Annotated in this window: 11 protein-coding genes; all 11 read right to left on the reverse strand. The window is 49.5% G+C overall.

Annotation, left to right across the window (positions count from 1 at the left end):
• Positions 1-898, reverse strand: an 898-nt coding sequence (locus P8N76_17155; protein ID MDG2383402.1) for a hypothetical protein, incomplete at its 3' end; no start/stop codon positions are given.
• Between the two features lie 813 nt (positions 899-1711).
• Positions 1712-3256 (reverse strand): oligosaccharide flippase family protein, encoded by a 1545-nt coding sequence (locus P8N76_17160; GenBank protein MDG2383403.1) that lies wholly within the window; start codon positions 3254-3256, stop codon positions 1712-1714.
• Positions 3257-3345: 89 nt separating this feature from the next.
• Positions 3346-4245: a glycosyltransferase gene (locus tag P8N76_17165; GenBank protein ID MDG2383404.1), complete on the reverse strand. Its 900-nt coding sequence runs from the start codon at positions 4243-4245 to the stop codon at positions 3346-3348.
• A gap of 2 nt (positions 4246-4247) precedes the next feature.
• Positions 4248-5342, reverse strand: coding sequence for a FemAB family PEP-CTERM system-associated protein (locus P8N76_17170; GenBank protein ID MDG2383405.1), 1095 nt, complete (start codon positions 5340-5342; stop codon positions 4248-4250).
• 98 nt (positions 5343-5440) lie between these two features.
• Entirely contained in the window at positions 5441-6562 is a 1122-nt protein-coding gene (locus P8N76_17175) for a glycosyltransferase family 4 protein (protein ID MDG2383406.1), read from the reverse strand.
• Between the two features lie 77 nt (positions 6563-6639).
• Positions 6640-8103 carry a hypothetical protein gene (locus tag P8N76_17180; protein MDG2383407.1) on the reverse strand — a complete coding sequence of 488 codons (1464 nt, stop codon included), beginning with the start codon at positions 8101-8103 and terminating at the stop codon, positions 6640-6642.
• Between the two features lie 159 nt (positions 8104-8262).
• On the reverse strand, positions 8263-9480 hold the full coding sequence (locus tag P8N76_17185; GenBank protein ID MDG2383408.1) for a cysteine desulfurase: 1218 nt from the start codon (positions 9478-9480) through the stop codon (positions 8263-8265).
• Positions 9481-9590: 110 nt separating this feature from the next.
• Entirely contained in the window at positions 9591-11045 is a 1455-nt protein-coding gene (locus tag P8N76_17190; GenBank protein ID MDG2383409.1) for a hypothetical protein, read from the reverse strand.
• A gap of 57 nt (positions 11046-11102) precedes the next feature.
• Positions 11103-12296 (reverse strand): glycosyltransferase family 4 protein, encoded by a 1194-nt coding sequence (locus P8N76_17195; protein MDG2383410.1) that lies wholly within the window; start codon positions 12294-12296, stop codon positions 11103-11105.
• A gap of 15 nt (positions 12297-12311) precedes the next feature.
• The gene (asnB, locus tag P8N76_17200; GenBank protein ID MDG2383411.1) at positions 12312-14291 is read right to left on the reverse strand and encodes an asparagine synthase (glutamine-hydrolyzing); all 1980 of its coding nucleotides are present in this window, start codon (positions 14289-14291) and stop codon (positions 12312-12314) included.
• Positions 14292-14480: 189 nt separating this feature from the next.
• Positions 14481-15359: a sulfotransferase domain-containing protein gene (locus P8N76_17205; GenBank protein ID MDG2383412.1), complete on the reverse strand. Its 879-nt coding sequence runs from the start codon at positions 15357-15359 to the stop codon at positions 14481-14483.
• Between the last annotated feature and the right edge of the window lie 18 nt (positions 15360-15377).

Genomic DNA, 15377 nt, shown 5'->3' on the forward strand with positions numbered 1-15377 from the left:
CGGCCTCACCGGTTTGCGTATCGAAAACCTCCGAAAACAACCTCCAATGAGCATGCTTTTTCAAATATCCGGTCGTTGTTGATGACGAAAGATTAGTCACACTGACATCAAGGTCTCGCACCACTTCCGTTTCGGCAATCAATGTCTGCCCATCGACACTGTCTCCAAACGTCACCTCAACGAGTTCGGGTTCTTCGACATAACTCAACTGAATGTCATCGATCCACATCTTGGCCGGATACCCTATCTCGGGGTCGCTGAAATAGGGTGACAGGTCGACATAAAAGCGAGTAAGAAGTTCCCAGTAATTGCCAGCTGGGCTTGTCGGATTCAGGGTGACCCCACCCGAACCGGACCGTTGGTCCTGCGGAGACTCATTTAAGACGACGTGTATCCAGTCATCACCCGCCTGGTCATGACGCAATACAAGCTTGTGATAGAAGTGCCAATTGTCTGACTCGACGACTCGGGAACTGTTCTTTCCAGGGTTGTAATGATAGGTGCCGACATCCATCGTGCGATAAATATCCGGATCGGCCGCATACTCACTTCGGAAACCGTCCTCGAAGCGAACCCAAAATTCAAGTCGGTTTGCCTGCATTCCACGTGGCAGAAAATAACCTTGATCGCTGTTGGATTGGCCAACCCATCCACCATTTTGGATGCCCTGTTTCACCCAAAAACCTGGAAGCCCCATTCCTGCGTCAAGGGATTCCACAAGCAGAGCTTGGCTTCCATTACGGCCTGCGTCCGGAGCGATTGAGAAAACGTTGGCCCCCGAATCACCCTTTGCTTGTACATGGGCAGCCGCAGTGCCTTGCGGAAACTCAAGCAACCAGTCTGCATCCGGTACTTCAGCCGTTTCAAAATCCAATAGCGTAAATTGACTCGCAAGCATACACCGGGATTCCAATCGCTGAAATTGCCGGGTCACTCTACGCGGGAAAAAGTTGGCACCGATCGCAGACATAGTCTTTCACTAACTTGCAGCAGGCGTTCAGCTTGGAAAGGGTTCGTTTTACCGACACGAGCATTGTCGAGAGAAGCATCGTCGTTTGACAGGTCCAAAACTCTCTATCAAGATCACAATTCCCCCTCAACAAGTCTTCTCGCAACCAAAGCTTATTGAAGCCTAGCTCACATCGCGTCGAGGTCAAATGCCCCCCCCCAATCAGCTTGACTTCAGATCCACACAAATTAGAGACTCGCTTAACCAGGCGGCCATCTTCCTCTCGTCCCCAATGAGAACTCCCCGCCGGTGAGTTTTAGATCATCTCCCAAACAGCAAGCGGTGACTGCACCTGGCAATGACAATCGTGTGCTTGCCAGCGATTCGAGCGATGCTCGATTGGCTGACGATTTACGAATTCCGTCGATCATTGGTTCCCGCGCCAAGGCAAGAAAAATAAAATCAACCGCAAAATGCGCAACAAGACAAGCGGATCCCCTCAGTCATCTACCACTGAAAGCCCGAACGTGAACCGCACCTTCGTTTTGACACGGTCGACGTTTTGCAAACACACCGCCTGACCGAGACTCCGAGGTCGGAGCCATCACTTTTTTCACGGCGTAGCACATTACGAATGATCGTGCCAGACTGCTCGAGAATGAGTTGGCATTTAAATAGAATTCACTCTAGGTCACAACAAGCTTGCAAGCCGTCATCGATTGCAGATGCAAAGCCTTATTGAAATGCCCACCGAAGTTGCTTCTAAACATCCTTCAGCACCGTCGTTCTATTAATGAACGACGCAGGAATCAAGCAAGACAACACTATTTGTTTGCTTTCGCTATCCAAACAAAAAATAAATATGCTTAAACCGCCGACGAGTCCAACCAAGGCGAATTGCGGAACGAGTTGCAACATTCGATCGACTTCCCAAAGTTGGTTGCATACTAAGGCAGTGCAAATCGGAAAGACTGCAGCAAGGGCGGCCCACCCGACCACACTCAAAACAAACCTCCGATATGGGATCTCAAATAGCTGGCATGCACCAATCGGAATGATCAATCCTGAAGCAACAATTTGGGCCATAAGCACCGCCACTGCCATTCCAATCGGACCGTAAAAATAGATCAATATTGAACCGCTCAGAAGCGTGATGAACGCCTCGGCAATTGCCGCTTTGACGAGCAAATGTAGTTTGTCTGCCCCACGCAGGACAGTTCGCAAACCACGCCCCGGCAGTAGTAAAACATTCCCCAAGGTAAGAACGCAAAGTACCGGATAGGTTTGGGATTCGTATTCGGGGCCAATCCATACCGCGATGAAGGTCCCACCCAATACGATGAGAGTACCTGCCGCACAGAGCGACATTGCCAGTAGAATTCGTGTTCCGAGCAGTAGAATCTTCTTGATTGCTTCATGTCTCTCCTGAGCAGCTAATTTGCTTGTGAGAGGATAGACAACACTGTTGATCCCCCGTCCCAGCTGCAAAAACTTGGTGCTAAACGACTCGGGAATCGAGTAAAAGGGGACGGCAGAGGGTCCGACAATCAGCCCAACCAACAGCGCTCCTGACCATTCCGTCACACGTCGTGCAATTTGCACGCAGTAGGTAATTCCGCCAAAGCGACAAGACTTGCGGGCGGTTTCTCGATCAAAAAACTTAATTGACAGGCTAAAACCATTCAACAATTTTTGAACGATGAGGAAGTAGAGCACCTGCACGACGGTTGTAACAACGAGCGTGACAACCGCCATCCCAATTAGACCCCAACCATATTTCAATACGATCACCATGCTAACGGCAGTGGTGACCTGCACGCCTACACCGAGGGCATTGCGTATGTCGAATCGATGCAGAGCAGTGATTACCGATGAAAACGTCTGTCCTACGAACCCGACTGCAACGGAGCAACCCACCATAAACAGGACATACTGGATTCTCACCGCATCCTTCACGTCCTGCGTAAGCATCCCCGGCAAAAAGACACTCGCGATCAAGGAGATAAAAACACAGCAAACGGCTAAACCACAGTAGATGTAAAAGGTAGTGACAACGACTCGCTCAACTCGGAGACGATCTCCTTTTGCCTCGTACTCAGCGATGTAGCGGACGCCAGCATTCCCCAACCCTATATCAGCCAACGCATAGTAGCCCGTAAAGGCCATTACAATCGCCCAGATACCGTACCGCTCCTGTCCTAAAGTATGGAGCAGGAACGGCGTCAGGAAGAACGTAATCACAAGCGCACAAGCTCTACCGATCCAATTGAGCAAAACGCTCCCAATCACCTTTCGTTTCTCAGACACGTTTCCGTCCGCCATTGATTTACCCACAGAGCGACTTACGTAGACTAATGAGATCACGTTCCTGCAAAACGCACTCAGCAATTTAAATTTCAGATCAGATTCGGTTCTTGCGTCGATTGATCATTCATAATTTGGTCAATTCGCCTTTGCACTCTCTTGCTGCTAAGCACAAACCGGTGCTTTCGAAAAAAATAGAGAAGACCGAAAGCATGCAACCAAAGTGATTTGGAGAAGACACCTTTTCTACTTATTTCTTGGGCATGATGTATAACGGTCACTGCTCCATCGATCAAGACGGTCCTTCCGCTCAACCAGGTTCGAAGGCAATAATCCACGTCCTCAGGAGCATAGAAAATCTTTTCATCAAGAAGCCCCACCCTCGTGATCAATTCGCGAGAAAAGAGCCAGAAAGCACTACAAGTGTAATCGACTTCCTGGGCCCTCACACAATTTCCAAAGCTCGATTCTGCTTCGCGCCGTTCAATGCTTCGCAGGTAGAAATAACGAGCTATTTTTCTTCCTAAAGTTGGAAAGGTGTCGGCTGATTTTTGGTAATTACCGCTGGCGAACTGAAGTCTTGGAGAAACGATACCAGCCCGCTCTTGATTCTTAAGTCTATCTAACAGCAATTCGAAGCTGTTTTCTTGTTGGACCTCAATATCCGAATCGAGGATAGCGACATAGTTTCCCTTGGCTATTCGCAACCCGACATTTCTTGAGAACGTCGTCCCGGTATTGCTTCCGAGAGGGACGACAGTGAGCGGTAGGCCGGATTCCCGAAGTCGGGCCATCGCTTCCAAAGATCCATCCGTTGAGCCATTGTCGATGACGATATACTCGCGTCTGAGGCCGGAAGCGTTGAACGCCCCCTCAAGCGATCCAAAAAGACGATCCAAGAATTCAAGTGAATTCCAGGTCAATATGACGCAGCTGACATCCAGGCTACTAGATTTTTCTTGCGGGACCGGAGGGCTTTCTAGAGCGTGCACAATTATGGAATTCCTCGTACGATCATGGGGCCAACCGAGTTAGCAATTGGCAGTGGCAAACGCCGCCAAATCTTGACAAACCGATCATATTTCCCCGATTCGATCCGCGTATCTTCTACGTTTCCGCGGCGAACATAATGCTGCCAATTCGCCTCTTCGGGGCACGCTCCCCACTGTTTCTTAAAACGATACGTGGGACTATCGGGACTACTGCGTCCAAAATCAAAACAGTTTTGCTCTCGCTCAATCGCGCGTTGCAACAATTCCCAATACATTAACATGTTGGCATTTGTCCGGTTGTACGCTCTCAGCGAACTCGCACTCGGCACTTCCGTTGTGCCTTCTCCGTGCAGCAACAACGCTCCAGCAATAGGTTTTGCCTCAATGAACCCAAGGCAGAATTCAGCCTGACCTGGCAGTTGCTCTAAAATGGCACGAAAAAGTTTCTTACCAAACACAGGCGTACCTAGATCACGCATATTCCTTGTGAAGACGCTATAGAAATCATCTAGTAGCTCATCATTTCCCCACTCGATACGCACATCTTTCTTTTTCGCATTTCGAACTTGGTTTCTAACCTTGGGCTTGAAGTTATCCCAAAGTTCCGAACGGTGCTTCGGCAAGGGAAGTCGCATATGCACCTTGCTCCGCAAGGTGTGTTTCAATTGATCATGCGGCTCAAAGTCTTCGTTACGAAGCTGCAAATGCCGAACGCCCGTTTTGTCCGCCAGTTCGACGGCTTGGGTGATCAAACCTGTTCGCACCTCGCAACTGTCGGCAAGAAAACCACCTGTATTTAAGTAGGGAAGGCTGACCAAATGGGCACCGAACAGGGGACTTTTGACGTGAACTAACGGCAAGATCCCGAGACACTGCCCCTCTTTGGTCGCCTCCACACAGTAGGGAGTTTGCCCGAGTCCTTGCTGCAGAATCATCATCCATCTTGGGTGACGACTCGCGCTGGAGGATGCTAATTGAGAATACAACGCCTCCCAGTCTCCCATTCGCGATGGAAAACTCGTCCTATCATGGACCCGATATGTAATGGCCCGTTGTTCGTGTTCCATGTAGTCCACTGGGATTCGTTTTGAACGCATTCGCTGGGTCTCTTGGATAATCAGACCATTGTTAGTATTTTATCGACGGGGACCGCACACCAATTTTCCAGGGCCATGATTTCTACAGGGTCATAGTCCTAATCCTCGGCGAGTAATTCATCGTAAATGGAGGTAATTCGTTGCATTCGTTTTTGAAAACTGTACTTTGACTCAATCGTCGCTCTTGCCTCAGCCCCCAGGTTAAACCTCAATGACTGGTCCGCCAGCAGCTCAGCAGTCTTGAACGTGAGCTCCTCTTGATTTCCAGATTCAATTAAGAATCCATTCGTGCCGTCTTCAATAATGTTCGGTAATCCTGCGATGCGAGTTGCGACCACAGGAACGCCAAAAGCCATTGCTTCGAGCACCACGTTCGGCAGCCCCTCTCGCAAGCTGCTGAGTGCGAAAACATCCATCGCCTGATAAAGCGCACTTGTGTCCGCCACAAAACCAGTCAGCTTTATTCGATCTTCTCTTCCCAAATCAATGACCAGCTTTTGGAGCTCATCGTATTGATTGCCCTCACCAGCGATCAATAAATGTACGTCAATCCTCTCTCGCAGCAGCTGATCCACGGAGCGAATGAGCATGTCGAATGCTTTTTCTCGCGCCAGACGCCCGATTGCTCCAATTACGAGAGAATTCACGGGTATGCCGAGTTGTTTTTTTGCGTCGGATGCGGTAATTCGTCGCTTGTACTGTTGGGTATCGATCGCGTTTTCGATCAATGTCACGTTTTTCTGGGGCACACCCAGTCGCCGGCAATCTGCAAACAGATCTTCCGAAACACAGATCACTCGTTCGTATTTTGGCAGGCAGAAACGGTCAACAGCATAGTACATGCGAGCCCGCATCTCGGCCGAGACCCACCCATGAACTGTGGTAACGAGTCGCATCGGCCAAAACCGGCGCAGGATCAGTCCCAACAGATTACTTTTGTAGTCGTGTGCGTGCCAGATCGTCACATTTTGCTCACGGCAGACTTTCAGACACCGACGAACAATGCTGATATCCTTCAAGCCACGATCATCGATGGCAATGCAGGGCGAGGATGCTTCCGCCGCTCGTTGCTCCAGTATTTCAAACCCAGGATCTCCAGGCGTTCTCATGAACGCACAGATTCCGTGATAACCGAGATTTGTCAGGAAGCGATGACTATTCACTACGGTCTTATCAATTCCGCCCCCTGAACCAACAACCACCCTGGCATGCAAAACCACAGGAAGATCCGCAACAGGTTTATCTTCCGTTGAACAGTTTGAAATCGTAGTCATTAGATTTGAAGGCATTGTCTTTCTCATTTCTTGGGATCAACGCGAATCCAACCAATACGAGCGGATGAGTCGTGCAGACCGTTGCTGGCACGAAACCTAAAACGCCAGACCCCAGTAAACTTTTCCCCTGGATCAAATTGAAACGATCCGCTAAGGGCATCCAACTTCAGGCGAGTGCCAGCTGGAGGCTCATTCAGGATCGAAAAACGTAACTGCCGACCGTTCCGATCGGCCGCAACCAAAAGACCATCTACCGGCACGCCGGCAGTCGTTCGAATCGAAATGCCACCCAGGACATCAACATCAGTATTTGCCCTCGAACCTTGAAACTCCAAACGTACAAACGCACCGCTGTTTGACATGTCCAACGCACCAGAATTGCCATAGATGGGGCGCAATTCAAGGTAAGGGTCCGGCATCTCGCCGGTAGCTGGCACGAACAATAAGCCCACGTAAAATGTCCGTCCTGGTTTCATTTTCTTCTTCAGCGAGACCCGTAGTGATACTTGCCTTGCTTCACCTGGCCGCAGGCTCAACTGCCCTGTAATCGGTCGGCTTGTATCGAAATCCAACAACTCTACCTTTAGTTGCCGATCGCCGCGAAGTTGGATCTCTCCAGCAACTTTTGAGTGACTGGCATTTTGAATCGTCGCTTGAAGCCAGACGGGCTTGTCAGCAGGCAGATTGACCATCTGTCCGGGAACGCAGTTTTCGATCACCACGGTCACATCAGAGGGCTCAACGTATGACAACCGAATGTCATCAACGAACATTCGTACCGGATACGGAATTTCCGGGTCTTGGAAGTAAGGCGTGCAATCGATATACAATCGCGTCAGCAATTCCCAAAAATTGCCATTCGGAGACGTCGGATTGAGAGGAACTAACGCTGCAGAACTTCGCTGGTCCTGAGGAACTTGATTCAAGACAACATGAATCCAATTTCCATTTGCACGGTCATGGCGAATCACGAATTTGTAGTAAAAGTGCCAATTGTTCGACTCAACCACACGGTTGCTTTTCTTGGCCGGATTGTAATGATAGGTTCCCACATCGATCGTCCGATGGATGTCGGCTCGAGCCGCATATTTTTCACGAAATCCATCATCGAATCGCACCCAGAATTCAAGACGATTCGCGCGGATTCCGCGCGGTAGAAAATAGCCATCATCACCGTTGGATTGGCCTACAAACCCACGTTTTTTAACTCCCTTCTTAAGCCAAAAACCTGGCAAGCCCATCTGTTGATCACTGGATTGGACCAAGAGAGCGTTTCCCCCGTTACGACCTTCTCCGACAGCCAAACTCAAAACGTCCCCGCCACTATCACGTTTTGGCTCGAGAAAAACCCCTGTGAACCCGTCCTCTTGCTTCAACATCCAATCTTTGTCGCGCAACTCTTCGCCCTCAAAATCAATGATGTCAAATTGACTTACCACGTCATCGATTGGCGATGCCCCATCAGCGCGAAGAGGTCTAGACAGCATCACGATCCCAATCGCTAAGCAGATCATAAGTCGGCCTGGCGAAGGCGACCTAAACACGCCGCGAAAACTAGTGATGAAAGACATTTCCATATTTCTTCGAGCCTTCATTTACCTCAGTCGAATATCAAGCAACTTGGCAATGACAACTACAAACAAAAATCAAGAGACCGAGTGACTAATTTGCTTCACAGCCTCGATCAGACGAGCCACATCGTTCAGATTGCTATAGAGTCCGAAACTCGCCCGTGTCGTCGGGGGTAAATCAAGCGTTTCATGGGCAGGTTGTGCGCAATGATAACCACTGCGCACGAAGATCTTAAAACGATTCGAAAGGATCCGCGCAAGGCCATGAACCTCAATTCCATCAATTCCAAAGGAAACAATCGCGCCTCGGTCCTCAGGATCACTGGGCCCGAACAGTCGGACGCCTGGAATTTCCTGCAGCCTTTGCATCGCTTCTCGCACGAGCTGCTGCTCATGGCTATGAATCGCTTTCAGCCCAACGGAATCTAGGTAATCGCAGGCGGCCGCAAAGCCGAAAACACCTTCAATGTTGGGAGTCCCAGCCTCGAATTTCCACGGGGGGTTATTCAGAACAAACCCGTCACGGTGCACCTCACTGACCATAGCTCCGCCAAGGTGAATAGGCCTTAGTTGTGACAACAAGTCGCTCTTCCCGTATAAGACGCCAACCCCCGATGGCCCACACACTTTGTGTCCCGAAAAACATAAGAAGTCGCAATCGAGCGCGATTACATCCAGCGGCAAGTGAGCCGCAGATTGACTGGCATCTAACAAAACTCGACAATCATTTGCATGAGCCATTGCGATGATTTCTTGAATCGGGTTCACCGCTCCAAACGCATTGGTAATGTGCGCAATTGCCAAAAGGTTATTCTGCTTCGTTTGGAGCTTGGAATTCAAGTCATCCAAGTCGATGCGACCGTCTTGCAGCAACTCAACTGCCTCGCCATTGGTGTACTCAATCCAAGGCAAGTAATTGCTGTGGTGATCGCCCACACTGTAAAGAACCTTTGTAGACTGGCCACTACTGAGAGCCACAAGGTTGATAGACTCAGTCGTATTGCGAGTGAAGACAAGATTACTCGCTTCTGCGTTGATGAAGCTAGCAATCGTATCTCGAGCAGCCTCAAATCGATCTGTCGCTTCATCGGCCAACTGATGAACGCCACGGCTGATATTTGCCGTATACGCCTCATAGAATTCCACCACGGCATCAATGACACACCGCGGCTTTAAGCTGGTGGCGGCCGAGTCAAGATAGGTAACAGCCTGACCATCAACTTCGCGATCCAGCAGTGGAAAGTCCCTGCGAACAGCAGAGACGTCGAAGCTAGAAACGTCGGATATCCGCATAGCATTTCCTAGTTAAACTCAATGGATACCGCCTTTAATTTGGACAAACCCAACAACAACTACCGTTCAACGGTCCAGGCACTTGGCAGAATGGAAGTGCTCACACTTCCCTACTTTCCCGCCGCCTGATTGATCAAAAAATGGGAAGAACTCTTACAGTGGCGAAACTTCCCCGAGGCTTCCGGTATGATTCTTTGGACCCGCCGAACTTTCAACATGCCACCGCCCAGAACTTGCAGACATGCTTGCTGCAACTCTGATTCGTCAACGTTTTCGTAATTAGCAACATACAACAATTCCCACCTTCCACTGCGTTTCTCGACAAGCTGGAAATCAAAAACATCATCAAATTTGGTGAAAAACTCAGCCACAGCTTCGGGCGTAATCCAACGGTCATCAATAACGAACGTATCATCCACTCGTCCCTCAAGCGTGATCCGTCGGCTGGTTCGCCCACAATCGCAGTTGCGATTGTCGACCCGTGCCACATCACCGACCTGGTAACGAATGAGCGGCATAACAAAATTGTGAAAATCGGTCACCGTCACACTGCCCAGTCCCCCAGACTCGACGGCAGATCTCCGATCTGTTGTTTCGATGAAGAATTGATCTTCGAGCAGGTGCATTCCACTTTTTTCTTGGCAGTCGAACGCCATGTTTCCAAGCTCGAGAGAACCGTAATGCTCACGAACTGAGCCGCCCAGATGGGACTCAATAAATTGCCTTGCCGAGCGGCTCATGTTGGCTCCCATCGGCCGAATTTCGGGAATCCGCAACTCCAACTGATTTTCTTTGACAAACCGGGCCAACCAAATCAAATACTCGGGCAGCGCGAACAACAAAGCAGGACGCAAATCCGAAACCGTTTTCACGTACCTCTCGAGCTCGACTTCCATTGCATCACCCCCGCTGGAATCGAGGGGTGGCAAGATCGTCGCATTGTCAATCCAATTGTTCATGACCAGGCCGCGCAGATCACTGATCAAACTTGGTGAAAGCAACGAGCCTTCTCGCAGCATCTTCAAAAGGTGACGCGAGACGGTACGTTCCCGCATGCCTTCAACACCGCAGACGACACTACATGCATCCGGGGGAATGGTAAGTTGCCGCTTGCCAACACGATAAGACGCATCCTCTGTTTGGACGAACAGTTGGGTCGCTCGAGCATGGTCCCGTCGAGAAAAATCCTGAGCAATCATCAAACGATTCGTGGTACCACGCGTACCCAGAAATCGCAGGTCTTCCGCGTTTACATCTTCCGACAACATTCGATCGGGAAAGTTGAGTTGGATATCCTTTTTGGTCGTAATTGGTAACCGAGAAATGTCATCCAAACCTCGAAGACTTTTCGGATCGAACCCTGCTTCACGAAACCGATCGCGATAAAACGGCACCTTTTCCGCAGCATGTTCGACTATCGCTTTGAGAGAAGAGAGCTGCAACTCACGGATCTGATTCCTTGACCGACGCTGCCATTTTTGTATCGATCGTCGCATCTGCCAATAATTGCTGCGGGTGACTTTCAGAGCGACGGGTAAACAAGAATTGAGAATAAAACTGTACATTAAAATAAATCATTCAAACCCGAGGATCGCGGCAAACCGATTGAGCAACGTAAGGAGTCAAGAAACAGCGGCCAGTTGCTCACTCGCAAACAACTCCTCCACAGTTCCAATCACTGTTTTCGCATTTTGACTCCAATTCAAATCATTCTCAACCCTTAAACGAGCTGATGCAGCGAGTCGTTCACAGCGTTTATCATCCGCAACTACTTCTTTGAGTGCGTTTTCCAAGGAGGATTCGCTCTCCGGTTCAAACAGCCAGCCCTCTGAACCGTGAGTCAAGATGTCCCGAATATTTGGCATATCGGGCGCCACCGTCGGCACGCCCATCGCCATGTACTCCAAAATCTTCATGGGGGAAGCATAGAAAGTTGCTCTCGGACTAACGGCCACGTTCATGGACGCGATGTATTCACAAATCTCAGCATGACTAACTCGTCCAGTAAAAGTCACGTGATCGGCGATTCCCAATTGGTCGCATTGGGACTTCAACGCATCCTCACTTGGCCCGTCACCAACCAACAGCAAGTGCAAATCAGGACGGTCACGGCGGAGTCGCGCGAACGCATTAACAAGCATTTCGACCCCATGCCATGGCCGAAGGATCCCCACAAAACCGAGTACAAATCGATCAACAAGACCCAACTTGGCCTTTAAAGCATCAGCTTTCAACGAAGGATCAAACTGTTCCGGATTTGCTCCGTTCGGCAATACGGTAAGTTTCTCGGTTGGAACCTCCCGGTCGGATACAAGAAAATCTCGCAGCGGCGTTGACACCGTGAAAACATGATCGGCCTGGGCGCATATCTTCTTCTCATAACTGACAGCCATACTTGGAAACTTCAACGGCATCTTTTCATCATATTGAGAGCGTTCAAACGCGACGGGGGCATTCACTTCCAGTACGACGGGGATTCCATGATGATTGGCCGTTGCCGTTGCTGCGGTGCAGTAGCTGTTGTAGCGGTCATAAATAAAATCGGGCTGAAATTCTCGAATTGCGCGTGAGACCGATCGCGAACCAATTACATTGTACCCAAGCTCCGCTAATTCATAGACGCTTTCGGGCATGAGACGACTAACCCAGGACCAACGTCGTTGGCCTTGCGTCTCCTGGTTGCTTGCCTCATTCTCCCCTGCCAACGCAACGATTTCGACTTCATGCCCAAGTTGACGGAAAGCACGAATCATCTCACGAATGTGAATGCCTTCCGCTCCGTCCGCCAACGTTCGGTGGTGGTAGAGAATACGCATAAATCACCTACATCTTTAACCAATTGCCGCCGGAACATCGGCGTGAGAATTACATCCCATCAACTCGTCTGAAATCACCTCGGGACGTTCACCATCAATAAACATTCTGGCCCAAACTTCGAAATTAAACATCGTCCACAAAGCTTCCGTGTGGTCGCGTTGGCCTTGCTGATGCTCGCGAAGTAATTGTTCGATACATGACCGACTGAGTATGTTTCGGTCTTCCACTCGATCATCGATCAGGATCTGTTTAAGCGTGCTATCAAAACCACGCTTGAGCCAATCATTGAAAGGAACAGGAAACCCGGTCTTCTTTCGCCGCCGAACCGACTCGGGTAAGAACTTCGCCATTGCATCCTTCACAATGCGTTTACCAGCTTGTTGCCGCACCTTTAAGCGATTCGGAACGTTAACGGCAAATTCAACAAGGCGATGATCAAGAAACGGCACTCGACTTTCGATCGAAGCGGCCATACTCATATTATCCTGTTTCATCAACAGTTCGAGCAGGTAGGTTTTTTGGTCCGTGTACAGCAGCCGGTCGAGCGTATTCTTTGTCTTCCGATGATTGTAAAAGCGCAGGTTGTCCGCATAAGGGTCGACATGCCTTGTTCGCGCATAAAAGTCGGGGGTAAACACCGCTTCATGAATTCGCTGAGGAAAAATCGCGTAGAAATTGTCAAAAACAATTTCAGCTGGATCCATCGAATGCCCCACAAAAGTGTGGCTAATTTTCTTCTTCAGAGACAGCGGCAAGGGCCATTTCCAAAGCGTGTGCTTTAGTCCTTGCTCACGAACAATTTTCGGAAGCATCGCGTTGTAGGGCTTGCCCCAGCGCATATTGAAAAGAGTCGCCCAGTACCGATCGTACCCGGCAAACAATTCATCGCTTCCCTCTCCCGTCAACACAACGGTGACATGCTCTCGAGCTAATTTTGCCACATGGTAGAGCGCAATACTTGGAGATGAACGAATGGGCTCGTCTTCATGCCAGGTCAGCATAGGCAGTGATTCAAAGAACGCTTTAGGGGTCAACACCACCTCGTGATGATCGCTATCTAAAGTTGCCGCGACCTCTCGAGCGAAGTCGAACTCACTGTAGTAGTCCGCCTCGAAACCAACAGAAAAGGTCTTTAGTTGCCCTGGCATTTCCCGCGCCATGAGCGATGCGATGCTACTCGAGTCAAGCCCACCACTTAAGAATACACCGAGCGGCACATCGCTCATCATCCGTTGTCGTACTGAATCCTGAAACAGTTCCGAGAACTCATCAACCAGATCCTCATCCGAACTGGTTTGATGATCAGTGGGTAATGGAATATCCCAATACTGAGTAATGCGAGCTTGCCCATTACGGTACACCAAGTGATGTCCGGGCATCAGTTTCTTAATTCCCTTAAAAAGGGTATCAGAGCCAGCGAGGTAGCCAAACGTAAACTGCTCGGGCACTCGTTCTTCGTTAATAGACGCTTCGATCCACTCAGAGGCCAAGACCGCCTTGATTTCCGAAGCCAATACTAACGACCCTTGGCACTCAGCATAATAAAGAGGTTTGATACCCAAACGATCTCTCGCAACAAAGAGCGTTTGATTGTCTTTATCCCAAATTGCAAAAGCAAACATTCCATTAAATCGTTTGACGCAATCTGGTCCCCACTCTTCGTAGGCGTGAAGAACCGTTTCCGTATCACTGTTTGATCGGTATTGATGACCTCGCGCCTGCAGTTCGCGGCGTAATTCGAGATGGTTATAGATTTCGCCGTTGTAAGTGATCCACATCGAATCATCTTCATTTGGCATCGGTTGACGGCCACCCGCCAGATCGATGATACTTAAACGAGCGTGGCCTACCCCAACAACCTCTGCCCCCTTCTGAAACACACGAACGCCACTTGCGTCTGGACCACGATGATGCATTGCGTTCACCATGGCCGTCAAACTTAGATCAACATCACCATGGTTTGAATTCGAAATCAGTGCTGCGATGCCGCACATTTGTCTTCTCCTGATTCCATCTCGTTCTCTTCAGACTGAAATCGACGGTAACTAACCGTAAGGATTCAAAGCGAACCTATAGGACGATTCAATCACCGACAAAACTCGACTTGTCACTCTCCCGAAACAACAACACTCATTGAATTCCCCAAGAAGCCGTACCCATTGCTTAGCGATCACAAGATCTCGTCAAAATAAAGTCGGATGTTGCTTCGCTTGTGCATTCTCCCGACTAATCCTAAGCTGCTCAAAGCGGTTCATGAGGTCTTCACACAGTTCAGCAATTGGAGGCGACAGATTCAAGTTGGCCCCAAGGCCTATCGACTTAGTACTCATCGCTGCAGTCACGGACGACCGTGGATAGGGCAGTCCGAGAAACGCATACAGCAAACGGAAACCCGATTCTGGGAATCTACAAATCTCGTCATAATCGATCAGCATGACACTCGGCAGCTTCGACAAATCCTGCTCGAAGTAAAGCATGTTTCTTGCGTACCACATCAATGCTTGAGCATCTGCGGCAGAGAGGTTCGGTTTACAATACGGTTTAATCGTGGAAACAATCTCGTCGGACACCCCTTCGGAACGCCAATTGGATTTCCGTTTTTCCAACAGCGACTGAAGATTGTAGTGCTGCGTTTTAAATTTATTGACATGGGAATTGACCGAATCACGATAGTTTCGATAGATCCATATCGCCTTAGAACCGTTGAACGAGGCTAATAATTGTGCAGCTCGATGACTTTCAACAATCGGCTTCGAAATAATCAATGGGAAAGGACATTCCGAGACCAGTTTCCGTACCTCCTCCGTCTTCCGAAGACGAATTCGATTGTTGGTTTCGGTTTCATCAAGCTGACTCAACGCTGAATATTCATGGAACACTTTGGCTCGAAAATCCCGATCCAAGCAATCCAACAGCATAGTCGTCCCCGAGCGTTGACAACCGAATACAAGCAGGAATTGCTTTTCATCATTCTTGGCGGGAAACATGCCCCACGTCACATTCTTGGCTGCATCCCGAGCGCGAGACTTGATCTCTGGTAGAATTTGAGTAGGTCTGACCATAATTTTCCCGAAAACGTT

The sequence above is a fragment of the Pirellulaceae bacterium genome (genome assembly GCA_029243025.1).
Classification (GTDB): domain Bacteria; phylum Planctomycetota; class Planctomycetia; order Pirellulales; family Pirellulaceae.

Excerpts from the sequence above, each read along its gene's own strand:
- P8N76_17170 (MDG2383405.1), bottom strand. The coding sequence starts at position 5,342 with ATGCGTTCAAAACGAATCCCAGTGGACTACATGGAACACGAACAACGG.
- P8N76_17180 (MDG2383407.1), bottom strand. The coding sequence starts at position 8,103 with ATGCTGTCTAGACCTCTTCGCGCTGATGGGGCATCGCCAATCGATGAC.
- P8N76_17185 (MDG2383408.1), bottom strand. The coding sequence starts at position 9,480 with ATGCGGATATCCGACGTTTCTAGCTTCGACGTCTCTGCTGTTCGCAGG.
- P8N76_17190 (MDG2383409.1), bottom strand. The coding sequence starts at position 11,045 with ATGTACAGTTTTATTCTCAATTCTTGTTTACCCGTCGCTCTGAAAGTC.
- P8N76_17195 (MDG2383410.1), bottom strand. The coding sequence starts at position 12,296 with ATGCGTATTCTCTACCACCACCGAACGTTGGCGGACGGAGCGGAAGGC.
- asnB (MDG2383411.1), bottom strand. The coding sequence starts at position 14,291 with ATGTGCGGCATCGCAGCACTGATTTCGAATTCAAACCATGGTGATGTT.
- P8N76_17205 (MDG2383412.1), bottom strand. The coding sequence starts at position 15,359 with ATGGTCAGACCTACTCAAATTCTACCAGAGATCAAGTCTCGCGCTCGG.